Annotated in this window: 19 protein-coding genes; 13 read left to right on the forward strand and 6 right to left on the reverse strand. The window is 70.2% G+C overall.

The annotated features are described in order from the left end of the window. Position 1 precedes the first annotated feature (1 nt). The 3 genes from LCM32_RS07195 to LCM32_RS07205 are packed head-to-tail and all read left to right on the forward strand — an operon-like array spanning position 2 to position 5,260. Positions 2–1,726 carry a phytanoyl-CoA dioxygenase family protein gene (locus tag LCM32_RS07195; protein WP_224820366.1) on the forward strand — a complete coding sequence of 575 codons (1,725 nt, stop codon included), beginning with the start codon at positions 2–4 and terminating at the stop codon, positions 1,724–1,726. Further along, positions 1,707–4,106, forward strand: coding sequence for an AMP-binding protein (locus tag LCM32_RS07200; protein ID WP_224820367.1), 2,400 nt, complete (start codon positions 1,707–1,709; stop codon positions 4,104–4,106). The genes LCM32_RS07195 and LCM32_RS07200 overlap by 20 nt, the downstream gene beginning before the upstream one ends. Continuing rightward, positions 4,103–5,260 (forward strand): cytochrome P450, encoded by a 1,158-nt coding sequence (locus LCM32_RS07205; RefSeq protein ID WP_224820368.1) that lies wholly within the window; start codon positions 4,103–4,105, stop codon positions 5,258–5,260. Before LCM32_RS07200 ends, LCM32_RS07205 begins: the two co-directional genes overlap by 4 nt. Before the next feature lie 210 nt (positions 5,261–5,470). Here LCM32_RS07205 and LCM32_RS07210 read toward each other — a convergent pair whose 3' ends face one another. Further along, positions 5,471–8,542, reverse strand: coding sequence for an efflux RND transporter permease subunit (locus tag LCM32_RS07210; protein ID WP_224820369.1), 3,072 nt, complete (start codon positions 8,540–8,542; stop codon positions 5,471–5,473). Next, a complete protein-coding gene (locus tag LCM32_RS07215; protein WP_224820370.1) occupies positions 8,539–9,636 on the reverse strand; it encodes an efflux RND transporter periplasmic adaptor subunit in 1,098 nt (365 codons plus the stop codon). The genes LCM32_RS07210 and LCM32_RS07215 overlap by 4 nt, the downstream gene beginning before the upstream one ends. A gap of 275 nt (positions 9,637–9,911) precedes the next feature. On the opposite strand from LCM32_RS07215, the gene LCM32_RS07220 reads away from it, so the two are divergent. The 10 genes from LCM32_RS07220 (at position 9,912) to LCM32_RS07265 (ending at position 17,604) form a co-directional block, all read left to right on the forward strand. After that, entirely contained in the window at positions 9,912–10,838 is a 927-nt protein-coding gene (locus LCM32_RS07220; RefSeq protein ID WP_224820371.1) for a c-type cytochrome, read from the forward strand. 245 nt (positions 10,839–11,083) lie between these two features. After that, a complete protein-coding gene (gene atpD, locus LCM32_RS07225; RefSeq protein ID WP_224820372.1) occupies positions 11,084–12,505 on the forward strand; it encodes a F0F1 ATP synthase subunit beta in 1,422 nt (473 codons plus the stop codon). After that, positions 12,502–12,963 carry a F0F1 ATP synthase subunit epsilon gene (locus LCM32_RS07230; RefSeq protein ID WP_224820373.1) on the forward strand — a complete coding sequence of 154 codons (462 nt, stop codon included), beginning with the start codon at positions 12,502–12,504 and terminating at the stop codon, positions 12,961–12,963. The genes atpD and LCM32_RS07230 overlap by 4 nt, the downstream gene beginning before the upstream one ends. Continuing rightward, the gene (locus LCM32_RS22095) at positions 12,960–13,256 is read left to right on the forward strand and encodes an AtpZ/AtpI family protein (RefSeq protein ID WP_224820374.1); all 297 of its coding nucleotides are present in this window, start codon (positions 12,960–12,962) and stop codon (positions 13,254–13,256) included. The genes LCM32_RS07230 and LCM32_RS22095 overlap by 4 nt, the downstream gene beginning before the upstream one ends. After that, positions 13,253–13,543, forward strand: coding sequence for an ATP synthase subunit I (locus LCM32_RS07240; RefSeq protein WP_224820375.1), 291 nt, complete (start codon positions 13,253–13,255; stop codon positions 13,541–13,543). Before LCM32_RS22095 ends, LCM32_RS07240 begins: the two co-directional genes overlap by 4 nt. Further along, the gene (locus LCM32_RS07245) at positions 13,540–14,238 is read left to right on the forward strand and encodes a F0F1 ATP synthase subunit A (protein WP_224820376.1); all 699 of its coding nucleotides are present in this window, start codon (positions 13,540–13,542) and stop codon (positions 14,236–14,238) included. Before LCM32_RS07240 ends, LCM32_RS07245 begins: the two co-directional genes overlap by 4 nt. Beyond that, positions 14,235–14,483 (forward strand): F0F1 ATP synthase subunit C, encoded by a 249-nt coding sequence (locus LCM32_RS07250; protein ID WP_224820377.1) that lies wholly within the window; start codon positions 14,235–14,237, stop codon positions 14,481–14,483. Before LCM32_RS07245 ends, LCM32_RS07250 begins: the two co-directional genes overlap by 4 nt. A 13-nt stretch (positions 14,484–14,496) precedes the next feature. Continuing rightward, positions 14,497–15,231, forward strand: a complete 735-nt coding sequence (locus tag LCM32_RS07255) for a F0F1 ATP synthase subunit delta (RefSeq protein WP_224820378.1) — start codon at positions 14,497–14,499, stop codon at positions 15,229–15,231. Next, positions 15,224–16,750 (forward strand): F0F1 ATP synthase subunit alpha, encoded by a 1,527-nt coding sequence (locus LCM32_RS07260; RefSeq protein ID WP_224820379.1) that lies wholly within the window; start codon positions 15,224–15,226, stop codon positions 16,748–16,750. The genes LCM32_RS07255 and LCM32_RS07260 overlap by 8 nt, the downstream gene beginning before the upstream one ends. After that, positions 16,747–17,604 carry a F0F1 ATP synthase subunit gamma gene (locus LCM32_RS07265; protein ID WP_224820380.1) on the forward strand — a complete coding sequence of 286 codons (858 nt, stop codon included), beginning with the start codon at positions 16,747–16,749 and terminating at the stop codon, positions 17,602–17,604. The genes LCM32_RS07260 and LCM32_RS07265 overlap by 4 nt, the downstream gene beginning before the upstream one ends. Here the strand turns inward: LCM32_RS07265 and LCM32_RS07270 are convergent, their stop codons facing one another. The 4 genes from LCM32_RS07270 to LCM32_RS07285 form a co-directional block, all read right to left on the reverse strand. Continuing rightward, a complete protein-coding gene (locus tag LCM32_RS07270) occupies positions 17,605–18,663 on the reverse strand; it encodes an ABC transporter ATP-binding protein (RefSeq protein WP_224820381.1) in 1,059 nt (352 codons plus the stop codon). After that, positions 18,660–19,655 (reverse strand): ABC transporter ATP-binding protein, encoded by a 996-nt coding sequence (locus LCM32_RS07275; RefSeq protein ID WP_224820382.1) that lies wholly within the window; start codon positions 19,653–19,655, stop codon positions 18,660–18,662. The genes LCM32_RS07270 and LCM32_RS07275 overlap by 4 nt, the downstream gene beginning before the upstream one ends. Positions 19,656–19,667: 12 nt before the next feature. Further along, positions 19,668–21,116: an amidohydrolase family protein gene (locus tag LCM32_RS07280; protein WP_224820383.1), complete on the reverse strand. Its 1,449-nt coding sequence runs from the start codon at positions 21,114–21,116 to the stop codon at positions 19,668–19,670. Between the two features lie 109 nt (positions 21,117–21,225). Continuing rightward, on the reverse strand, positions 21,226–22,839 hold the full coding sequence (locus tag LCM32_RS07285; protein WP_224820384.1) for an ABC transporter substrate-binding protein: 1,614 nt from the start codon (positions 22,837–22,839) through the stop codon (positions 21,226–21,228). Between the last annotated feature and the right edge of the window lie 20 nt (positions 22,840–22,859).

Below are 22,859 nucleotides of genomic sequence, written 5' to 3' on the forward strand. Positions count from 1 at the left end.
CTTGACCGCGTCCCGCGATCTCTGCGTCGTCATCGTCGCGCACCAGATGCAGCGCGAGTTGCCGCGCACGCTGCTGTCGCTCTCCGAGAGCTACCAGCAGTGGCGCGGCACCCCGGCGCGGCTTCAGGTGATCGTGGTGGACAATGGCTCCACCCCGCCGGTCGCGGCCGCGGATCAAGCCGCCCTCGGCCTCGACCTGACCGTGCTGACGATGGAGGCGCCCCAGCCCTCGCCCGTCGCCGCGATCAACGCGGGCCTCGCCCTCGCCCGGGCGCCCCTGATCGGGGTCTGGATCGATGGCGCGCGGCTGGCTTCGCCCGGCCTGCTTCAGGCCGTGACGGATGCAGCGGCACGTCATCCGATGCCGGTGATCGCGCCGCTGAACTGGCAGCTGGGGCCGCAGCGGCAGTACATGGCCTCGCAGATCGGCTACGATCAGGCGGTCGAGGATGCGCTGCTTGCGTCCATCGGCTGGCCCGACAACGGCTATGACCTCTTCGACATCGCCGTCTGCGAAACCCAGCCACAGCCGACCGCGCCGCTGCTGGAAAGCAATGCGCTCTTCCTGCCCGCCGCGCTGTGGCAGGCGCTTGGTGGCTACGACCCCGCCTTCTCGGCCCCCGGCGGGGAATTCGCCAATCCCGACATGCTGGTGCGGGCCTGCGCCCATCCCGGCACGCAGCTGGTGCGGCTGGTGGGCGAAGGCACCTTCCACCAGTTCCACGGCGGCGTCTCCACCTCGGATCAGGTGCAGGCCGCGCAGGGCGTGAAAGAGGCCAGCCGCAGCTACTACCGCCTGCGGGGCGTCCCGTTCCAGCCGGTGCGCGACATCGGACATATCCAGCGCAGAAAGGCCAGCAAGCCCATGCAACAGCCCAACCCCGACACCCTGCGCCAGCGCTACGCCCGCGACGGCTACATCGCGCCGCTGCGCATCCTCGACACCGCCCGCGTCGATGCCCTGCGCGCCCTCGTGGACAAGCTGGGCGCCGCCCGGGGCGGCCGCCTGCCGCCTGCGCTCAACATGAAGGCGCACCTGCTGATCCCCGAACTCTGGGACCTCGTGCATCATCCCGACATCGTCGGCCCCGTAACCGCCCTGCTGGGCGAGGATGTCCTGTGCTGGGGCAGCAGCTTCTTCGACAAGGCCCCCGGGACCGCCGACCACGTGCACTGGCATCAGGATTCGACCTACTGGGGGCTGGAACGCCCCGATGCCCTCACCGCCTGGATCGCGTTCACCCCCTCCATCGGGGAGAACGGCTGCCTGCGTGTCGTGCCCGGCAGCCATGGGGCGCAGATGCGCCACCGCGATGCACAGGACCCCGCCAACATGCTGGGCGGCGGAGAGGTGCTCTGCGACGCGGTCGACGAGGCGACGGTGGTCGACGTGCCGCTTCAGCCCGGCGAGATGTCGATCCACCACCAGCGGCTCATCCACGGCTCGCGCCCCAACACCGGCAGCCTGCGCCGGATGGGCTTTGCGATCCGTTACATCGCCGGTGACCTGAAGGGCCTGAAGAACGACCAGAGCTATGCCACCCTCGTGAACGGGCGCGACCTCGGCGGCTTCGTCATGGAGCAGGCCCCGCGCAGCCTGATGGACCCGGAGGCCCTGCGCCGGCACGGGACGATCCTGCGCAAGTTCAACACGATCATCCGGCGCGAGATCGACGAACACGCGGCCAGCAGCACGGCAGAGGCCCATGACACTGCTGATACATGACCGCATCCTTCAGGCGGCCGACGCCGCCCCCGGGGCAGAGGCCCTGCGCTTCCTGCCCAACGGCGAGGAGGTCGGCGCGCGGCTGAGCTATGGCGCACTTGCGGCGCAGGGCCTGCAGCTGGCCCGTGCCCTTGCCCGGCGCGGGTTGACGGGCCGTCCCGTGGCGCTGCTGCTCGACCCCGGGCCGGAACTGCCTGTAGCACTTCTGGGGCTCTTCCGCGCCGGTGCGATCGCCACGCCCTTGCCGATGCCCGTGGGTGCCGGGCCCCTGCGCCGGGTCGAAAGCGCGCTTGCAGCGCTGCGCCCGGCGGCGATCCTCTGTGCCCCCTCGGTGGCGCAGCACCCGGCCCTGCGCCGCGCCGGTGTGCCCTGCCTCACGGTCGCGGAGCTGCTGGCCGAGGCCCGCGACAGCGGGTCGCCCGACGGCCCCGCGCCCGATGCCCCGGCAGTCATCCAGTTTTCCTCCGGCTCCACCGCCGAACCGCGCGGCATCGTCCTGTCCCATGCCAATGTCGCCGCCAACCTTGCCATGATCCGCGACTGTTCCGGCGCCGGGCCCGGCACCGTCACCGTGACGTGGCTGCCCCACAGCCACGACATGGGGCTTTTCGGCACGCTGCTGACGCCGCTCTTTGCCGGGGCAACCATGGTGCAGATGCCCCCCAACGCCTTCCTGCGCCGTCCCTACCGCTGGCTGAAGGCGCTCAGCGACCATCGCGCCAACTACACGGCCGCCCCGGATTTCGGCTATGCGCTCAGCCTGCGCAGGCTCAGCCCCGCCCTCTGTGAGGGTCTCGACCTTTCGGCCCTCTCCAGTGCCTTCATCGGAGCCGAGCCGACGCGGATGAGCACGGTCGAGGCCTTTTCCACGGCCCTCGCGCCGGCCGGGTTCCGGCGCTCTGCCCTCGTCTCCTGCTACGGGCTGGCCGAGGCGACGCTGCTGTGCTCCGCGGGCCCTGCCCTGCCCGCCGGGCGCCATGCCACCTGTGGCAGCGCCGTCCCAGGGGTCCGGCTCACCCTGCGCCCGACGCCACTGAGCCCGGTGCCCGGCACCGGCGAGGTCCTTGTCGGTGGCCCCCATGTGGCGATCGGCCTGTGGCGCGGAGCGACGCAGGATCACGCGCCGTTTCCGGAAGAGGTCATCGACGCCGGCGGGCACCGGATGGTGCCCACCGGGGACCTTGGGCGGATCGAGGACGGACAGCTGCAGATCCTCGACCGGCTGAAGGACACGCTTGCCCTGCGCGGCGGCACGATCGGCCCGGCCGAGATCGAGGCCGAGGCCCGCGCCACCGATCCCCGGATCACCGCCGCCGCCGCCGTGCCCGCACCCGAGACCCCTGCCGGGACCCCCTCTGCCGATGTCGCCCTCGCGATCGAGATCGACAGCCGCCGCCTCGTACCCGGCGCAGAGGACGAGATCACCCGCGCCGTCGCCGCGCGTCTGGCCGCGGCCTTCGGCCTGCAGGTGAGCCTGCATCCCTTCGCCCCATGGAAACTGCCACGCACGACCAGTGGCAAGATCAGGAGATTTGCCGTGCGAGACCTCATCAGGGCCACCGCCGCCCCCACCGGACGCGCCCCCGCCCGCGTCTCCCCCGACCCGGAGAGCTTTGCCGAGGCGGGCGTCATCTCTCCCCTCACCGTGATGACGCCGGAGGCCACCGATGAGGTGCTTGGCGTCGTGCAGCGCCTCGCGCGGCTGCGCGGGGAGCTTCCGCCGGTCCTGCGGGCCAAGCCGCACCTGCTGGTGCCAGAACTCTGGGACCTCGTGCATGCGCCCGCCGTGGTGGACCCGGTGCGCCGTATCCTCGGGCCCGACGTGCTCTGCTTCGGGACCAGCATGATCTGGAAGCCCTCGGCGCGGGACCTGCATGTCTCGTGGCATCAGGACAGCACCCACTGGGGGCTGGAAACCCCCGAGGCGGTGACCGCCTGGCTTGCGCTCACCCCCAGCACGCGGGCGAATGGCTGCGTGCTGGTCGCGCCGGGCACGCACCGCAGCGTCGTGCCGCATGACCACCCGGAGGACGCGCTGAACATGCTGGGCCGCAAGGAAGTCGCCCGCGCCGAGATCGCGCCGGAGCAGACCGTCGCGCTGGAACTGGCACCGGGGCAGATGTCGATCCACCATTCCCTCGTGCTGCATGGATCAGAGCCGAACCGCAGCGGCGGCGACAGGATCGGTTTTGCCATGCGGTTCATCCCCGCCGGGAATGGCCAGCGGGACGGGCGCCGCGGGACAGCGACGCTCGTCTGCGGCAAGAGCCACGACCGCTACGAACTGGAGGTCGGCCCCGAGAAGCTGATGGCGCCCGAGGCGCTGCGCCGCCATGCGCATATCCTGCGCCGCGGGCATGAGATCATCTACGGCTCATGACCCGCGCCGCACCTCCGATCCACGGGGCCGCCGCCCCGACCGAGCCACGGGCAGGGCCACGGGCCGCCGCCTGCCCCGAGACCCTCGTGGCAGGCCGCACCCGGCTGATCGCCAGCTACGACGGCGTGCGCGAGGACCTGCGCAAGGCGCGCTCTGCCCGCGGGCCGACGGCGACACAGATTGCACGCATGCTCTCTGTCACCGATCAGCCGCACGGGCTGCTTCTCGACCTGCTCAGCAGCAGCCCCTTCCTCTCGACCGGCGCGGATCACGCGGTGAAACGCCGCCGGGCGGTGCACATACTGGCCCGGCTCGGCCGCCTGTGGCCGCAGGAGAGGCTGGCGACCGAATACCGGCGGCGCCTGACCGGCCTGATGGAACGCGGCGGGGGCGATCTTTACCACGATCTCTCGCTGCCCTTCCTCAAGGCCGTGATCGCCGATGCGATCGGCCTCGATGCGGCGCAGATGGAACAGGTCTTCAAGCCGGTGTCCGCGCTCTTCGCCACCGCGCAGCGGGATGACATGCGGCTGCAGGATTTTCAGTCCATCGCCGCCCAGATCGAGGGCCTGCGGCCGATCATCGACAGTGTCCCCGTCGAACCGCTGGAGGGGATGAGCCCGCAAAGTTCGCTGCTCCTGATGGCGCAGTCACTGATCCCGCCGCTCCTCGTGCCGGCCAACAGCCTGACCTACGCGCAGCTCCACCTGGCCGAACACCCGGCCCTTGCGGCGCGGCTGACGGCGGGCCAGATCCGGATCTGCGATTACATCCACGAGAGCCTGCGCCACTTCGGCGCGCTGGACCGGACCGCGCCGGGCCGTGCCAAGGACGACCTCACCCTGCCCCGGGGCGAGGAGATCGCGCAGGGCGCGCTCTACACCTGTTCGATCGCCCGCGCCAATCGCGACCCGGCCCGTTTCGACAGGCCCGACGTGCTGGACCCGGAGCGCGCCCTGCGCAGCGAGATCACCTTCGGCACCGGTCCGCACCGATGCCCCGCGGCCGGGTTCAGCCTGATCCTGCTGGAGACCGCCCTGCGCCTGCAGCTGGAGCTGTGCCGGATCGAGGTCGTGGGCGAGGTCAGCATCGCCCGCACGGCCATCGGGCCGCGCTACCAGACCGCCCCGGTGCGTCTGCATCCACTTGGCTGATCCGCGGGTGCCTCGCAGCCGGGCGTCAGACCATCGGGCGCGGGGACCCGGGCATCAGACGAAGTAGCGACGGCGCCAAGCACACCTGCGATGCCACGCAAATTCCGCCACCGTCGCGCCGTGGCGCGAGGCAGACTCACTGTGGCCCCCTTGGTGCGCGCCCTCGTAGACAGGGGCCCGTTAGACTTTGCCAGCGGTATCGCGCGCGGATCATTCCGCAGGCTGGGTCGCCGCCTCCGTCTCCTGCCGCCGTGGCAGGAAACCCTCGACCAGCATGTAGATCACCGGCGTCACGAAGAGCGTCAGCACGAAGGCAAAGCTGAGCCCGCCCGTGATGACGAGGCCGATGGCCTGCCGGCTCTCGGCGCCCGCGCCTGCGGCGGTGGCCAGCGGGACCGCACCCAGAACGGTGGCAATCGTGGTCATGGTCACGGGCCGCAGCCGGGTCACCGCGCCCTCGATGGCCGCTTCGCGCAGGGAATGGCCCTCCTCGCGCAGCTGGTTGGAGAATTCCACCATCAGGATGCCGTTCTTGGCCATCAGCCCCACCAGCAGGACGAGGCCCACCTGGCTGAAGATGTTCACGCTCTGCCCGGTCAGCCAGAGGGTCAGCACCGCGCCTCCCAGCCCCAGCGGCACCGTCAGCATGATCACCAGCGGGGTGCGGAAGCTTTCAAACTGCGCCGCCAGCACGAGGAAGACGATCGCCATGGCCATGCCGAAGACCATCGTCATCCCGCCCGAGGCGCGGATGAAGTCCGCCGCCTGCCCGGTCCAGGCAATGGTGGCGCCGGCGGGCAGCGCCGCCACGGCGCTTTCCACCCGGCCCATGACCTGCGCAAGGTCCGCCCCCGCCGGCAGGTCCGCCTCCATCGAGACGGAATGCACGCGGTCGTAGCGCTCGATCGAGGGCACGGTGGCGGCGGTTTCGATCGTGGCGACGGAGGACAGCGGGATCAGGTCGCCGCGGCTGTTGCGCAGCAGGATCGACATCAGGTCAGCGGGGTTGTCCCGGTCCTCGGGCGCGGCCTGAAGCACGACCGGATACTGCCGCCCGTCTGAGGTGTATTCCCCCACGGTCCGCGAGGCGACCAGCGTCTGCAGGGTGGAGGAGACCGTCTCGGCATCAAGGCCAAGGTCCTGCGCGCGCAGCCGGTCCACGGTCAGCGTGGCCCCGGGCTGGTTCGCGGCATAGCCCACCTCGACGTTGGAGAGGTCGGGATCGGGCTCCAACGTGACGGCCAGCTCCTGCGCCCATTCCGCGGCGCGGTCGATGTCGGGGGCGCCCAGCATGAACTGCAGCCCGCCGCGCCCGCTGCCGATGCCAAGACCGCCGGAGGGGCGCATCCCGGTCTGGACCTCGGTGATCCGCGACAGCGGCCCGCGCAGCCCGGCCATGACCTCGGTCACGCTCTGATCCCGCTGGTCCCATGGCACGAGGTTCACGAAAAGCAGCGCGCGGCGCAGCTCTCCCCAAAGCCCGACGATGGAGGTGACATTGACCACGACACCCTGTTCGCGCAGCGGATCGAGCAGCGCCTCGACCTCGCGCACGGCGGTGTCGGTGTAGTCGAGGCTCGCCCCCTGCGGGGCGGTCACGTAGATGCGGAACTGGCCGCGATCCTCGGGCGGGGTCACCTCCTTGGGCAGCGCGAGGTAGAGCGCGACGGAGCCCGCCACGATGAAGCCCGCGAAGGCCAGCAGGATCTCCGGCGCCTTCAGAACGGCGCGCAGGCCCGCGCGATACCCGCGCTCGACCTGATGGATGACCGCATCCACGACGCGGGTCAGCAGGTTGGGCCGGTCGTCGCTCGGCATCATCCGCGCCGCCAGCATCGGCGACAGCGTCAGCGCCACGAAGCCCGACACGGACACCGCCACCGCCAGCACGATGCCGAATTCGGCGAACAGCTGGCCGATCTGGCCCTCCATGAAGCTGACCGGCAGGAAGACCGCGATCAGCACGGCGGTGGTGGCGATGACGGCGAAGTTCACCTGATTGGCGCCGCGCCGGGCGGCCTCGGACCGGCTCTCGCCCATGGCGCGGTGGCGCTGGATATTCTCCAGCACGACGATGGCGTCATCCACCACGAGGCCGATGGCGAGGATCATCGCAAAGAGCGTCAGGATGTTCAGCGAGAAGCCCAGCAGGGACATCACCAGCGCCGCGCCGAGGATCGACACCGGGATCGTGACCACCGGCACCATGGAGAGCCGCGCAGAGCCGAGGAAGAGGAAGATCACCGCCGTCACCAGCAGCACCGCCTCCATGAAGACCTGCCCGACCTCGTTCAGCGTCGTCTCGATGAAGAGCGCTTCGTCCGAGGTCACCTCCAGCCGCATCCCCGCGGGCAGCAGCGGGCGCATGGTGTCCAGCTCGGCCTTCACCGCCTTGGAAATGGAGACGGTATTGGCCTGTGCCTGCGGCTGGATACCGATGCCAAGGCCGGTCACGCCATTGGCGCGGTTGAGGCTTTCGTTGCTGGAGGGGCCCGGCTCGATCCGGGCCACGTCGCCGAGGCGCAGCGGACGCTCGCCGCCATCGCGGATCACCAGCTGGGCGAATTCGGCGGCAGAGGTCATCCGGGTCCGCGCCAGCAGCTGCAGTTGCCGCGCGCCGGTCTCGATCTCGCCTGCGGGCAGCTCGATGTTGTTGGATTGCAGCGCCGAGGTGATGTCGCCCGTGGTCACGCCATGGGCCGCCATCAGCCCGGCGTCCAGCCAGATGCGCATCGCGGGCGCCCGCTCGCCGTAGAGCGCGGCATTGGCCACGCCGGGCAGCCGGGCGAGCCGGTCGGTGATGTAGCGGTCGGCATAATCCGACAGCTCCAGCGGGGTCATGTTGCTGGACGAGAGGGAGAGCCGCAGCACCGGGTCGCCCTGATCGTCGTTCTTGCGCACCACGGGGGCGTCGGCCCCGTCCGGCAGGTCGCGGGCCGCGCGGTCCACGGCGGTGCGCACATCGTTCGCGGCGCTCTCGATATCGCGGGAGGGATCGAAGACCAGCACCGTGCGGGCGCGGCCGCGCTCGCTCTCGGTATCCATGCTCTGCAGGCCGCTGACCCCGGCGAGCGCCCCCTCGACGACGCTGGCGACCTGACTGTCGACCACGTCGGGCGAGGCGCCGGTATAGCTGACGCTGACGGTGATCCGCGTGGCCTCGGTCTGGGGCAATTCGCGCACCGGCAGCCGCGACAGGGCGACGGCCCCCAGCAGCACGATCAGCAGGTTCAGCACCGTGGCCAGAACCGGGCGGCGGATGGAGAGATCGGGCAGGCTCACGGCGACACGCGGGTCAGGCTGGCGGCCTGCATCCCCTCGGCGGCCACCACCTCGGTGCCGTCGCTGACGCTGTGCAGGTTGGTGACGATGACGGGCATCCCCTCGGCCACGTCGCCGGTAACCTCGATCAGCGTGCCGCGCTGCATGCCGGTCACCACCTCGATCCGGCGCGCGACGTCGCCATCGACCACGTGGATGAAGCTTTGCGTGCCGGCAGAGGTCAGCGCGCGTTCCGGCACCGCCAGCCCGTCGCGGCGCGACAGCTCCAGCGAGGCCTGCATGAACATGCCCGGCCGCAGGCGGCGGTCACCGTTGGGCACCTCGGCGCGCAGCGCGATCGAGCGGGTCGAGGGATCGACCCGCGTGTCGAGCGCCGAGATCCGACCTTCGAAGGCTTGCTCGGCCCAGGCCGGCGTGGTGAAGCTGACCGCCTGCCCCGGCGCGAGCCGCGACAGGTAGCGTTCCGGCACGTTGAAGGCCACTTCGACCACCGAGAGATCGTCCAGCGTGGCGATCTCCGTCGCGGTGGTCACGATCTGGCCCGGCGAGACATCAGTCAGGCCCACGACCCCGTCGAAGGGCGCGGTGAGCCCGCGGTCCGACAGCGTGACAAGGGCAAGGTCGCGTTCCGCCTGCGCGCGCAGCAAGGTGGCGCGGGCGGCCTGAAGCGCGGCCTCGGAACTGCTGCCGCTCTGCTCCAGCCGCTGCTGGCGGTCGAAGGCGGCCTGCGCCTCCGAGACGGTCGCCTCGGCGGCGGCGAGGCTGGCGTGGGCCTCGGCATCTTCCAGTTCCAGCAGCAGGTCGCCCCGGCGCACCTCCTGCCCCGGGGTGATATGGACCTGCACGATCCGCCCCCCGGCAGAGGGTTGCAGCGTCACGGACTGGCGCGCGCGGGCCGAGCCCACGGCCTCGATCGTCTCGACGAAAGTCTGCTGCTGCACGGGTTCGGTGATCACCCGCACGGGGCCACGGGGGCCGCGCGGCCCCTGGGCCGCAGGGGAGGTGGCCGCCTGCATCTGGTCCGTCAGCTTGAACCCGGCGTAGGAGGCCCCCGCCAGCAGAACGACGCCCAGAAGGATGCGCAACAGCTTCATCAAATGCCTTTCAGTATCTCCCCGTGCGGCAGAATGAATACAGCCCTGAATTCCGGCAAGTGAAGAAACGAAGATGACTGCCCGGCATGACATTTCGTGATCACCTGCGCCCGGAAGTTGGCGGCCGGCCCGGCCCCGGCGCACAACCCCACGGAGAAACGGACAAAAGACATATCCGCTATCCCAATTTAGATGCCACTGCTACGATCCCTGCGGGTCAGCAGTTCGGCCCGGACCAGCCAACGCCTCAGTCGCCAGTTCCGGAGTTCCCTCAGATGACAGATTTTCTCAGACCGCAGACCGCCCGTCGGAGCCTTGGCGCAGACCGGGCGGGCAGCAAACCAGCCCCGACCGCCGCACCGCTTGCCGCGCTGCTCGGGCTGGCGGCCCTCGCCGTGGCGGGCAGTGCCACCGCGCCCCGGGCCGAAACGCCGGCGGAGCGCGGCGCGACCCTCGTGCAGGGGATCATGGGCTGCGGCAACTGCCACACCCCGATGGGCCCCGAAGGCCCGGTGATGTCACAGGACCTCTCGGGCCGGCTGGTGGACAAGAACGACATGTTCACCGCCATCGCGCCCAACATTACCCCCGCAGGCCGGGTCGCGGACTGGTCCGACGCCGAACTGGCCCGCGCCATCCGCGAGGGCATCCGCCCCGACGGCAGCATCATCGGCCCGCCGATGCCCTTTGCCGCCTACCGGGCCATGTCGGACGAGGACCTCGCGGCGGTCGTGGCATACCTGCGCACCGTCCCGGCGGTGGAGGCCGACCCGGGCCAGTCGACCTATGCCATCCCCCTGCCCCCGGCCTATGGCCCGCCGCTGGAGACGCCCGTTACCGCGCCGCCCGCCGGGGCGACGGTGGAGTATGGCGGCTACCTCGCCGCGCTGGGGCATTGCATGGAATGCCATTCGCCCCTGACCCCGCAGGGCCCCGACTGGGGCGAAGGCTTTGCCCGCGGCGGGATGGAGTTCCACGGGCCATGGGGCGTGTCCCACGCGCCGAACCTGACCAACCACGAGGACGGGCTGGCGGGCTACAGCGATGCAGAGCTGAAGACGATGATCGGCACCGGCACGCGGCCCGACGGGGCGCAGATGCTGCCGCCGATGCCCTACGGCTACTTCGGCCGACTGTCGGAGCAGGACATGGAGGCGCTGGTGCTCTACCTCCGGTCGATTCCGGGCAAGCCCGACCTGTGACCGCGCCCGCTTGAGCCTTGCCGGGGCCGGCGAGAGACCGGCCCCGCACCGAGGGCACGTACCCGTGCCTGCCCCCTCTGCCGCCTCGCCCCGGTGGCCGGATGATTGATCCTTGGGCACTCTCCCCCGTGCCTCGGGCGACGACGCACCGTCACGGCTTCGTGTCCGCGGGAATTGATGCGGCGCAAAGTCAGCACTCGCGAATCTCCCTAGTCTGAACCGGTTGACTATTACGAGGACACCGGATGGGACCTGTTACCCCCGACACCACCGGCCGCGTGGTCGCGATCCGCGGCGCCGTAGTGGATGTCCGTTTCGACACGGAGAGGCTGCCCCGGATCAACGAGGCCGTGTCGATTGCCGGGCCCGACGGCAGCGCCGTCATGATCGAGATACAGGCCCACCTCGACACGCATACCGTGCGCGGCATCGCGCTTCAGGCCACCAACGGCCTGCGTAGGGGCGCCGAGGCGCAGCCGGTCGGCGGCCCGGTCGAGGTGCCCGTGGGCGAGGCGGTGCTGGGGCGTCTGCTGGATGTGACGGGCCGTATTGGCGACGCGGGCGGGGCCCTGCCCGCCGACGTGAAGCGCAGCCCGATCCACCGCGCCGCGCCGCCCTTCCGGGCCCGGTCTGGCACGGCGGAACTGTTCCACACCGGGATCAAGGTCTTTGACCTGCTGACGCCGCTGGCCAAGGGCTCCAAGGCCGCGATGTTCGGCGGGGCCGGTGTCGGCAAGACCGTGCTGGTGATGGAGCTGATCCACGCCATGGTGTCCACCTACCGCGGCATTTCCGTCTTCTCCGGCGTGGGCGAACGCTCCCGCGAGGGGCATGAACTGCTGCAGGAGATGACGGCGGCGGGCGTGCTGGATCGCACCGTGCTGGTCTATGGCCAGATGAACGAGCCGCCCGGCGCCCGCTGGCGGGTGCCCCTCACCGCCCTGACCATCGCCGAGAGCTTCCGGGACGAGGCCCATCAGGATGTCCTGCTGCTGATGGACAACGTCTTCCGCTTCGTGCAGGCGGGGGCCGAGGTCTCGGGCCTGCTGGGGCGGCTGCCCTCGCGGGTGGGCTACCAGCCGACGCTGGCGACCGAGGTGGCCGAGCTGCAGGAACGCATCGCCTCGGCGGGCGATGCCGCGGTGACGGCGATCGAGGCGGTCTATGTCCCGGCCGACGACTTCACCGACCCCGCCGTGATGACCATCGCCTCCCACGTGGACAGCATGGTGGTGCTGTCGCGCGCCATGGCCGCGGACGGGATGTATCCCGCCATCGACCCGGTCGAGTCCTCCTCCGTCCTGCTCGACCCGCTGATCCTCGGCGAGGCGCATGTGGCCGTCGCCAACGAGGTGCGCCGCGCCATCGAACATTACCGGGGCCTGCAGGACGTGATTTCCCTCCTCGGCATGGAGGAACTGGGCAGCGAGGACCGGCGCATCGTCGAGCGGGCCCGCCGCCTGCAGCGCTTCCTGACCCAGCCCTTCACGGTGACCGAAGCCTTCACCGGCATTCCCGGCCGCTCCGTCGCGCTGGAGGACACGATCGCGGGTTGCAAGGCGATCCTCGCCGGAGAGTGCGACGACTGGGATGAAAGCGCGCTCTACATGATCGGCACGCTGGACGAGGCGCGCGAGAAGCAGGCCGCCGGGAAGGACGCGGCATGAGCGGGCTGCACCTCACCGTCACCACGCCGATGGAGGTCCTCGTCGACGAGGAGGGCGTGCTATCGGTGCGGGCCGAGGACGCCAGCGGCGGCTTCGGCATCCTGCCGGGGCACACCGACTACCTGACCGCCCTGCCCGCCTCGGTCCTGCGCTGGAAAAGCGCCGACGGGCAGCGGCATGTCTGCGCCCTGCGCAGCGGGATGCTGACGGTGGAGGGCGGGCGCTCCGTCGCCATCGCCTGCCGCGAGGGGGTGCTTGGCACCGACCTTGCCGCGCTGGAGGAGACGGTGCGCGATCTGGCCCGCGCCGATGACGACACCGACCGCCGCGAGCGGGTCGAACAGATGCGCCTGCACGCGCAGGCCGTCCGGCAGCTGATGCAGTTCATGCGCCCGGGGCGGCCTGCCGGCCCGTCCCAGAACGCGCTGACGCCCGAGGATGCGGGGGGCGACGCGTGACCGGGCCTGCCCCCAAGCCCCCCGGGGCCAACGACCACCTCGCCGAGGCTGCCCGCCGCACTGCCGCGCGCGACCAGATCGCGCAGGACACGCCCGAGCCCTCGCTCGGCGCGCGGCTGGGGCAGATCGGCATCCTCGGCTGGGCCGTGATCGTGCCCACGCTGATGGGGGTCGGTCTGGGCCGGATGGCGGACCACTACTTCGACACCGGGGTGTTCTTCACCGCCCCGGCGATCATGCTCGGCGCCGCCATCGGCTTCCGGGCGATCTGGAAATGGATGCACAGACAATGACCCTCGACGCGCTGCTGACTGCCCCGCTCCTGCTTGCCGCCCTCGCGCTTGCCGCCGGTACCGGCGCGGGGATCGTGCATTTCGCCAGCCTCAGGCGGGTCACCGCGCTCTACCTCGAAGGTGGGCTGGCCGCGCGGACCGTGGCGCTGCAACTGCTGCGCCTTGCGCTGCTGGCCGCGCTGCTGGTGGGGCTGGCGCTGCTGGGGGCGCTGCCGCTGCTCTGCGGTACGCTCGGGCTGCTGCTGGGGCGGCAGATCGTGCTGCGCCGCGCACGGGGTGCCGCGTGATGGACAACCCGCTGACGCTGGAACCGCTGTTTCATGCGGGCCCCGTGCCGATCACCGCGCCGGTGCTCGTGACCTGGGCCATCCTGATCGGCCTCGCGCTCGGCTGCCGGATCGCGACGCGCCGCCTTTCGCTCACGCCCGGGCGGCTGCAGGTGGTGCTGGAGCTTTTCGTCACCGTGGTGGACGACCAGATCCGCGATACAATGCAGCGCCCCCCGGCGCGCTACCGCCCGCTGATCGGCACGATCTTCCTCTACGTGCTGATCGCCAACTGGTCCTCGCTCGTGCCCGGGATCGAACCGCCGACCGCCCGGCTGGAAACCGATGCCGCGCTCGCGCTGATCGTCTTTGCCGCCACGGTCTGGTTCGGGATCGCGGCGCAGGGGCTGCGCGGCTACCTCAAGACCTTCGCCGAGCCGACATGGGTCATGATCCCCCTGAACCTGATCGAGCAGGTCTCGCGCACGCTGTCGCTCGTTGTCCGCCTCTTCGGCAACGTGATGAGCGGCGTCTTCGTCATCGGCATCGTGCTGACCCTCGCAGGCCTGCTGGTGCCGATCCCGCTGATGGCGCTCGACCTGCTGACCGGGGCCGTGCAGGCCTACATCTTCGCCGTTCTGGCCACCGTCTTCATCGGGGCCGCCGTCGGTGAACATTCTCCCTCTCCCGAAACCGCAAAGGACCTACCGCAATGACCGGAGACCTGATCCAGATCGTCAGCATCCTCGCCGCGGCCATCGCCGTGTCGTTCGGGGCCATCGGCCCCGCCCTCGCCGAAGGCCGCGCCGTGGCGGCCGCCATGGATGCCATCGCCCGCCAGCCCGAGGCCGCGGGCACCCTCAGCCGCACGCTCTTCGTCGGCCTCGCCATGATAGAGACCATGGCGATCTACACCCTCGTGATCGCGCTGCTCGTGCTCTTCGCCAACCCCTTCGTCTGAGCGCGGCCCAGCCATGAGTATCGACTGGTGGACCCTCGGGCTGCAGGCGGTCAACGTCCTTGTCCTGCTGTGGATCCTCTCGCGTTTCCTGTTCCGCCCGGTGTCGGACATCATCGCCGCCCGGCAGGCCGCGGCCACGCAGGACCTCGACGCGGCGCAGGCCACGCGGGCCGAGGCCGAGGCCGCCCTCGCCGCCGCGCAGGAGCAGCTGGCAGGCGTCGCCGCCACCCGCGCCCAGATGCTGGCCGAGGCCCGCAGCGAAGCCGACCGCAGCCGCGACCAGCTCCTCTCCGAGGCGCGGGCCGAGGTCGAGAAGCTGCGCACCGCGGCACAGGCCGACCGCCTGCACCGTCAGCAGGAGGCCTCCCATGCGATGCACGCGGAGGCGGCGGAACTGGCCGTGGACATCGCCCGCAGGCTGCTGGACCGGCTGCCCGCGACGGCCCGCGTGGCGGGCTTTATCGACGGCCTCGCCGAGGCGGTGGCCCGCCTGCCCGAACGCACCCGCGCGGGGATCGGCGCCGAGGGCCCCGTGCCGCTGCGCGCGGCCGCCGAGATGAGCGGCGACGAGGCCGACCACCTGCGCGAACGCCTTGCGCGCGTCACCGGGCACCCGGTGGCCCTTGCCGTCACCACGGACCCGACGCTGATCGCGGGCCTCGAACTGGACGCCCCCCATGCGGTCGTCCGCAACCACTTCCGCGCCGACCTCGACCGCATCCGGCAGGAGCTTCTGAAAAATGACTGAGACGCCATCCTCCGCAGACTGGCTGAGCCGGGGCCGCGATGCGGTTGCCCGCACCAGCCTTGCCCCCGAGGCAGAGCCCATCGGCCGGGTGATCGCGGTCGCGGACGGCATCGCCCGCATCTCGGGCCTGCCCGAGGCGCCGCTTGGCGCGTTGCTGCGGTTCGAGGGCGGACAGGCCGGTTTCGCGCAGGCGCTGGACGCCGAGGAGATCGACGCCGTCCTCTTCGATGCCGCCGACGGGGTGGAGGCCGGGCATCAGGTCACCGACACCGGCGACGTGGTGCGCGTGCCCGTGGGCGCGGGCCTGCTGGGCCGCGTGGTCGATCCGCTGGGCCGGCCGCTTGACGGCAAGGCCCCGCCCGAGGCCGAGGCCCTGCGCCCCATCGAACGCCCCGCGCCCAGCATCATCGAACGCGATCTCGTCTCGGAACCGATGATGACCGGCGTGCTGGTGGTCGACAGCCTCTTTGCCCTCGGCCGCGGCCAGCGGGAGCTGATCGTGGGGGACCGGGCCACCGGCAAGACCTCCCTCGCCGTGGAGGCGATCATCAACCAGAAGACCACCGACGTGATCTGCATCTACGTGGCCGTGGGCCAGCGGGCGACGGCGGTGGAACGCGTGATCACGGCGGTGCGCGACCATGGCGCGCCCGAACGCTGCATCTTCGTGATGGGCGGCGCGGGCAGCACGCCGGGCCTGCAATGGATCGCCCCCTTCGCAGGCATGACCATGGCCGAGCATTTTCGCGACGCGGGCCACGATGTGCTGATCGTCATCGACGACCTGACCCGTCACGCCGCCACCCATCGCGAACTGGCGCTGCTCACCCGTGAGCCGCCGGGCCGCGAGGCCTATCCGGGCGACATCTTCTATCTTCACGCCCGGTTGCTGGAACGCGCCGCGAAACTGCCGCGCTCGGTCGGCGGGTCGATCACCGCGCTGCCGATTGCCGAAACCGACGAGGGCAACCTCTCGGCCTATATCCCGACCAACCTGATCTCGATCACCGACGGGCAGATCGTGCTGGATGCGCATCTCTTCGCGGCCAACCAGCGGCCCGCGGTCGACGTGGGTCTGTCGGTCAGCCGGGTGGGCGGCAAGGCGCAGGCCCCTGCCCTCAGGGCGGTGTCGCGCCGGGTGCGGCTCGACTATTCCCAGTTTCAGGAACTGGAGATGTTCACCCGGTTCGGTGGCATTTCCAGCACCCGGGTCAAGACGCAGATCGCCCGGGGCGAACGCATCCGGGGCCTGCTGACCCAGCCGCGCTATGCCGGGCTGCGACTCGTCGATCAGGTGGCGCTGCTGGCCGCGCTTGGCGAGGGCACGCTCGACACGCTTGCCGTCAGCGCCCTGCCCGAGCTCTGCAAGCGCCTGCCCGGCCGGATCGACCAGCAGGGCGGCGACGCGCTGACCACGGTCCAGCAGACCGGCGCGCTGAGCCCCGAACACCGCGCCGCCCTCGTGGCCGTGGTGGCCGATGTGGTCCGTGACCTGCCGCAGGCGGAGGCCGCGGGATGAGCGGCAAGCTCTCCGAGGTCGAGGACCGGATCGGCACGGTTCACAAGCTCTCGGCCGTGATCGCCGCGATGCGGGGGCTTGCCGCCTCGCGGTTGCAGGACGCCCATGACCACCTCGGGGCGATCCGCCTCTATGCAGAAACCATCGGCGATGCCATCGGCCACGCCCTGACCTTCCCGCTCTCCGCCCGGCCGGTGGAGACGCCCCCGCGCGAGGCGGGCGAGGTGCTGATCGTGCTCTGCGCCGAACAGGGGTTTGCCGGGGCCTTCTCGGCGCGGGTGCTGGAGGCGGCACGCGCGGTAGAGGCGGCTTCCCCCCGGCCCCACGAGATGCTGCTCGTCGGGGATCGCGGCCTGCTGGTGGCCGAGGAAATGGGCCTCACGGTGGACTGGACCGCGCCGATGATCGCCCATCCCGCGCGCACCCCGCATCTGGCCGGGCGGATCGTGGCGGCGGTGTTCGAGAGGATCTCAGACGGGCGCGCCACGGGCATCTCCATCCTGCACGCCGTGCCCGGCGGCGCGGGCGGCTACGAGATCACGACCAAGCGGCTCGTTCCCTTCGATTATTCGCGCTTCCCCCTGCCCCGCACGGCGGTCCAGCCGCGGATCACGCTCGACCCAGCACAGCTGCTGTCGCAGCTGGTCGAGGAATATATCTTCGCCGAGATCAGCGAGGCGCTCATGCTCTCCTTCGCGGCCGAGAACGAGGCCCGGATGCGGGCCATGATCGCGGCGCATGAGAACGTGTCGAACTCGCTCACCAGCCTTGTGGGCCAAGCGCGGCGCCTGCGTCAGGACGCGATCACCGAAGAGATCGTCGAACTGGCCACCGGCAGCCTCGCCCGGCGCTGATCAGCCCCGCGCCCGCGCCTCGGCCAGCACCTTCAGCCGCGCAGCAAGCGCGGGCGGCCAGGGCCGTTCAATGGAGGTACGCTCCGTCGCCGCCTCGATGTGATGGCAGGCCACGCGGGCGGCACCGATCACCGTATCTCCGGGCCGCGTCGTCTTGCAGACCTCACTCGCCAGCGGACAGCGCGGGTGGAAGGCACAGCCCGACGGCGGCTTCAGCGCCGAGGGCGTGTCGCCCTGCGCGGCGCCCTCGCGGCGGGCCTGACCCGGCTCGGGCTTGGGCGCAGCCTCTAGCAGCATCCGGGTGTAGGGATGGCGCGGACGGGCAAAGATTTCCTCGACCGGCGCTTCCTCGACGATCCGACCAAGGTACATCACCGCGACCCGGTCCGCGATATGGCGCACCACGGAGAGGTCGTGGCTGATGAAGACATAGGCCATGCCGAATTCGCGCTGCAGGTCCTGCAACAGGTTGACGATCTGCGCCTGAACCGAGACGTCGAGGGCCGAGACCGCCTCGTCGCAGACGATCAGCCGGGGGCGCGTGGACAGCGCCCGGGCGATGCAAATCCGCTGCCGCTGGCCGCCGGAGAATTCATGTGGGTAGCGATCCGCGTGATGGGCCGAGAGGCCGACGGTCGTCAGCAGCGTTTCGACCCACTTGGTCGCGCGCTCCCCACTGGCCACCTCGTGCAGCAGCACCGGCTCCAGCAGGGTCTCGCGCACGGTCATGCGCGGGTTGAGCGAGCCGAAGGGATCCTGAAAGATCATCTGCATGTGCCGCCGCGCCGCGCGCAGCTGGCTGGGGGCGAGGCCGGTGATCTCCTCCCCGTTCAGCACGACGCGGCCGGAGGTCGGCTCCAGCAGGCGCAAGAGAGCACGCCCGGTGGTGGACTTGCCGCAACCGGATTCCCCCACGATGGCGAGCGTCTCGCCGGGTTTGAGCGAGAAGGACACATCCGTCACCGCCTGCACCGCCCCCTTGGGGCCGCGGAAGAGGCCACCGCCGACGGGGAAATGCTTGGTCAGCTTCTCGACTTCGAGCAGCGGGGGCGTGGTCATGCGGCGATCTCCTCAATGGGGGCACGCCAGCAGGCGACGAGGTGGCCGGTGCCCATCTCGCGCAGGGGCGGCTGGCTGGCGCGGCACTGGTCGGTCGCAAGCGGGCAGCGAGAGGCAAAGCGGCAGCCCTCGGGCATGGCCCATGGCGGCGGCACGGTGCCGGGGATGGTTTCCAGCCGGTCGGAGCGCGTGTCGATCCGCGGCACGGCGGCCATGAGGCCAAGGGTATAGGGATGCATCGGCCCGGAGAAGAGCGCCGCCACCGGTGCGCGTTCCACCACCCGGCCCGCGTACATGACGACCACGTCATCGCAGGTTTCGGCCACGACGCCGAGGTCGTGGGTGATCATCACGATGGCCGCCCCGGTGCGGGTGCTGAGGTCGCGCAGCAGGTCGAGGATCTGGGCCTGGATCGTCACGTCGAGCGCGGTGGTCGGCTCATCCGCGATCAGCAGGTCCGGTTCGTTGGCAAGCGCAAGGGCGATCATCACCCGCTGCCGCTGCCCGCCGGAGAGCTGGTGCGGGAAATCATCCACCCGCTCGGCCGGCGACGGCAGCCGCACGAGGTCCAGCAGCTCGATGGCGCGCTTGCGGGCCTTGGCGCGGTCGCGCATCCCATGGGCACGCAGGCCTTCGATGATCTGGTGACCGATGGTGTAGACCGGGTTGAGCGAGGTCATCGGCTCCTGAAAGATCATGCCCATGCGGCCGCCGCGCAGCGACCGGCGCTCCTTGGCGGACATGGTCAGCAGGTCGCGGCCCTCGAACTTGATCGACCCGCCCACGTAGCGGCCCGGCGGCTGCGGGATCAGCCCCATGATGCCGAGCGAGGTCACCGACTTGCCGCAGCCGCTTTCGCCCACGATGCCGAGGGTCTTGCCCCGCTCCACCGTGAAGCTGACGCCGTCCACGGCACGGAAGGCGCCGCCCTCGGTGCGGAACTCGATCCTGAGGTCCTCGACCTCCAGCAAGGGGCTGTGCTGATCCTGCATCCCGGTCTCCTCTCAGCTGTCGGCGAAGGTGATGGGGGCTGCGTCCCGGTCGGTCCGGCCGCGGAAGTCGAGCCCGGCAAAGGCCTCCCGCGCGCGGGCCTGCGCGGACTCCAGCCCGTCCAGCGCCGCCTCGAAGTCGAAGGCCAGCGGCTTGCCGTCGCGCACCACCGCGCGGCCGTCGACGAAGGTATCGGTCACCGCGCGTTCGGCAGCGACATAGATCAGCGAGGCCAGCGGATCACGGACCGGGCGCATGGCGGGGTGGCGCAGGTCGGCCATGAAGAGGTCAGCCTTGAGCCCCGGCGCCAGCCGCCCGATGTCGTCGCGCCCGAGGATCGCAGCCCCGCCGGTGGTGGCCGCGTTGAACACGTCCGAGGTGCGCAGGTCATAGACATCGCCGCTCATCAGGCGGGAGTTGATCAGCGCGTGGCGCATCTCTTCCAGCATGTTGTGCGGGTAGGTGTCGGTACCGATCCCCATGGGGATGCCGCCCCGGATGTAACGCCCGAGCGAACGCATGGCGACGCCACGGCGCTGGAAGACCGTGGGGCAATGGGCAACCGCCGCGCCGGAGGCGGCCAGCAGGTCGAAATCCTTCGAGCCGGGCCAGCCCGCCCAGGGATGATCGTTGAGGAAGATGCCATGCCCGATGATCGTGCCCTCACGCAGCACACCAAGGTCATGCAGCCATTCAATGGGCGTGCGCCCGTGGCGGGTGGTGATCTCGTTGAATTCGACCATGCTTTGGGCCGCGTGGATCTGCATCTTCAGCCCGCGCTCCTGCGCGGCGGCAAAGCTGTCGCGGATCAGGTCCGCGCTGCAGGTGTCGATCTGGGCGGGGGCGACCATGCCGGTCAGCCGGCCCGAGGGGTGTTTTTCGGCGGCATCGACGAGGGCAAGCGCCTCTTCCATCACGCCCCGACCGTCATCCTCGGCCCATTCGTAGTCGACCGAATGGCCGGTCTTGGTGAACCAGCGGGCGGAGCGGTACATGGGCGCGGCCACGGCGCGCAGGCCCGAGGCGCCCAGCAGGTCCAGCCAGCCGTCATGGGGCACGGCCAGATCGACGATCGTGGTGACGCCGGACATGGCCAGCTCACTCAACGCCACCTGCGTGGCATAGCGCGGCCCGTCGCCATCGGGGCGGAAGAGCGGCATGAATTCGTAAAGCGAGGACATCCTGAGGCCGGGAGAGCCGAGTTCGTCCAGCATCCCCTTGTTCATCGGTTCGGATGACAGGTGCGAGTGGATGTCCACGAGGCCGGGGCAGACGATCCGGCCCGCGCCGTCGATCACCTCCTCCGCCGCGCCGGTCCATGTGCCGCCCACCTGCACGAGGCGGTCGCCGGTAAAGGCGACATCGCCGCCCTCGATCAGCCGGTGGCTCTGCCGCTCGGCGTCCCAGCCGAGGATCATGGCGCAATTGCGGATCACCGTGGTGCGTGCGGTCTGGTCGGTCATGGAAGGCGCGTCCTGCTTGAGGCCCGTTGCGGGGCGGCGATGGGAGGGCGCGTGGGGCGCGCCCTCCCGAAGCGGTCCCGGTATTCTGGGACCGGGGTGTGCGTCAGGATCAGTCGACGTAGCCGAGTTGCAGGCCCTTGTAGAGACCGGCACCGTAGATGTTGTGCGCCTCGAAGGGCTTGATCTCGGTCGTGTAGGCGATCTGCATCGGCTTGTGGTAGATCGGCAGCCAGACGGCGGCCTCGTGCACCTTGGTCAGCACCTGGCCGTAGTCTTCGGCCCGCACGGCGGGATCGACAGCGGTGGCGCCCTCATAGAGCAGCTTGTCGGTTTCCGGGTCGTTCCAGTTCATCCGGTTCGGGGAGGGCATGTTGGCCGACAGGAAGTAGAGGTTCAGCGCGTCCCCGGCAGAGATATAGGGGAAGCCCATGGTGAACATGTCGAATTCCTGCGTCGCCGCCTTGCCCCAGTAGACCGTGGCGTCAAACGGCTGGATCTGCAGGTCGATGCCGACCTTCAAGAGGTCCGCCTGCACCGCCTCGACCACCTGCGCCCAGCTACCGGTGAAGGTATAGGCGACCGGTTGCAGCAGCTCGCCGCCCTTTTCGCGCTTGCCGTCGGCGTTCAGCGTCCAGCCCGCCTCGTCCAGCAGCGCCGCCGCCTTCTCGGGGTCGTAGGTCAGCAGCTTGTCGTCGAGATCCGAGTTCCAGTCCAGCGCGCCCGAGGAGATGTAGCTGTAGGCCGGTTCCACCTCGCCGAAGAACAGGTCCTCGGCCATGGCTTCCTGATTGACGGCGAGGTTGATCGCCTGACGCACCAGCGGGTCGTTGACCATGGGTTTGTCGATCTTGAAGCCGATGTAGTTGGTCCAGAACGCCTCGTCCGAGCGGACGACCTCGACGTTGGGGGCCATGCGCAGCTTCTCAAGGCCGATGAAGGGCACGTAGGGACTGACCTGCCCTTGGCCGGTCATCAGCGCCACGGTGCGGGTCGCGGCCTCGGGCACCACTTGCCAGGTGATCTTCTCGACCTGCGCGGGGCCGGTGTTCTCGTAGTTGGCGGGGCCCCAGTGGTAATCCTCGTGGCGGGTCATGACCATCTGGTCACGGGGCGTCCAGCTCTCCCAGCAGAACGGGCCGGTGCCGTTGAACCCGGTAACGCCGAAGTCCGCGCCGAGCGCCTCGACCGTCTCCTTGTCGATGACCGATCCGAAGCTCTGCGCCAGCTGGTAGAGCAGTTCGGAATGGGGCGCGTTCAGCGCGTAGACCAGCGTGGTGGCGTCGGGCGCGGTGATCGACTTCACGTCGCCCATGCGCCAGCGGACCGGGCTCTTGGTTTCCGGATCCTGCCAGCGGTTCAGCGAATAGGCCACGTCCTCGGCCGTCATCGCCTTGCCGTCGCAGAAGGTGACATCGTCGCGGATGGTGAACGTATAGGTCAGCCCGTCGTCCGAGACCTCCCAGCTGGAGGCCAGCAGCGGCTCGATCGTCTTCATGTCCTCGGCCAGGCCCACCACGGTGTCGGCCAGCATGAAGAGAACCTCCGAACCCGCAAGCGCGGCGGTACGCGGCGGATCGTAGTGGTTGCTGTCGATCTCGCGGATGATCGTCAGATCCTTCGCGACGGCCGGCATCGCCACGGCGATTGCCGTCGCCGCGAGCCCGGTTCGCAGCCCGGTTCGCAACATGGTGCGCTTGAAGGACATCTGGGACGGGGTCTTCATCAGGGTCACTCCTTGTTGGG

The sequence above is a fragment of the Pseudooceanicola nanhaiensis genome (assembly GCF_020171315.1).
GTDB classification, from domain to species: domain Bacteria; phylum Pseudomonadota; class Alphaproteobacteria; order Rhodobacterales; family Rhodobacteraceae; genus Pseudooceanicola; species Pseudooceanicola nanhaiensis_A.

What these genes read in the sequence shown, in the direction of transcription:
- LCM32_RS07200 (WP_224820367.1), top strand. Translation starts at nt 1,707, where the DNA reads ATGACACTGCTGATACATGACCGCATCCTTCAGGCGGCCGACGCCGCC.
- LCM32_RS07205 (WP_224820368.1), top strand. Translation starts at nt 4,103, where the DNA reads ATGACCCGCGCCGCACCTCCGATCCACGGGGCCGCCGCCCCGACCGAG.
- LCM32_RS07215 (WP_224820370.1), bottom strand. Translation starts at nt 9,636, where the DNA reads ATGAAGCTGTTGCGCATCCTTCTGGGCGTCGTTCTGCTGGCGGGGGCC.
- LCM32_RS07220 (WP_224820371.1), top strand. Translation starts at nt 9,912, where the DNA reads ATGACAGATTTTCTCAGACCGCAGACCGCCCGTCGGAGCCTTGGCGCA.
- atpD (WP_224820372.1), top strand. Translation starts at nt 11,084, where the DNA reads ATGGGACCTGTTACCCCCGACACCACCGGCCGCGTGGTCGCGATCCGC.
- LCM32_RS07230 (WP_224820373.1), top strand. Translation starts at nt 12,502, where the DNA reads ATGAGCGGGCTGCACCTCACCGTCACCACGCCGATGGAGGTCCTCGTC.
- LCM32_RS07240 (WP_224820375.1), top strand. Translation starts at nt 13,253, where the DNA reads ATGACCCTCGACGCGCTGCTGACTGCCCCGCTCCTGCTTGCCGCCCTC.
- LCM32_RS07250 (WP_224820377.1), top strand. Translation starts at nt 14,235, where the DNA reads ATGACCGGAGACCTGATCCAGATCGTCAGCATCCTCGCCGCGGCCATC.
- LCM32_RS07255 (WP_224820378.1), top strand. Translation starts at nt 14,497, where the DNA reads ATGAGTATCGACTGGTGGACCCTCGGGCTGCAGGCGGTCAACGTCCTT.
- LCM32_RS07260 (WP_224820379.1), top strand. Translation starts at nt 15,224, where the DNA reads ATGACTGAGACGCCATCCTCCGCAGACTGGCTGAGCCGGGGCCGCGAT.
- LCM32_RS07265 (WP_224820380.1), top strand. Translation starts at nt 16,747, where the DNA reads ATGAGCGGCAAGCTCTCCGAGGTCGAGGACCGGATCGGCACGGTTCAC.
- LCM32_RS07270 (WP_224820381.1), bottom strand. Translation starts at nt 18,663, where the DNA reads ATGACCACGCCCCCGCTGCTCGAAGTCGAGAAGCTGACCAAGCATTTC.
- LCM32_RS07275 (WP_224820382.1), bottom strand. Translation starts at nt 19,655, where the DNA reads ATGCAGGATCAGCACAGCCCCTTGCTGGAGGTCGAGGACCTCAGGATC.
- LCM32_RS07280 (WP_224820383.1), bottom strand. Translation starts at nt 21,116, where the DNA reads ATGACCGACCAGACCGCACGCACCACGGTGATCCGCAATTGCGCCATG.
- LCM32_RS07285 (WP_224820384.1), bottom strand. Translation starts at nt 22,839, where the DNA reads ATGAAGACCCCGTCCCAGATGTCCTTCAAGCGCACCATGTTGCGAACC.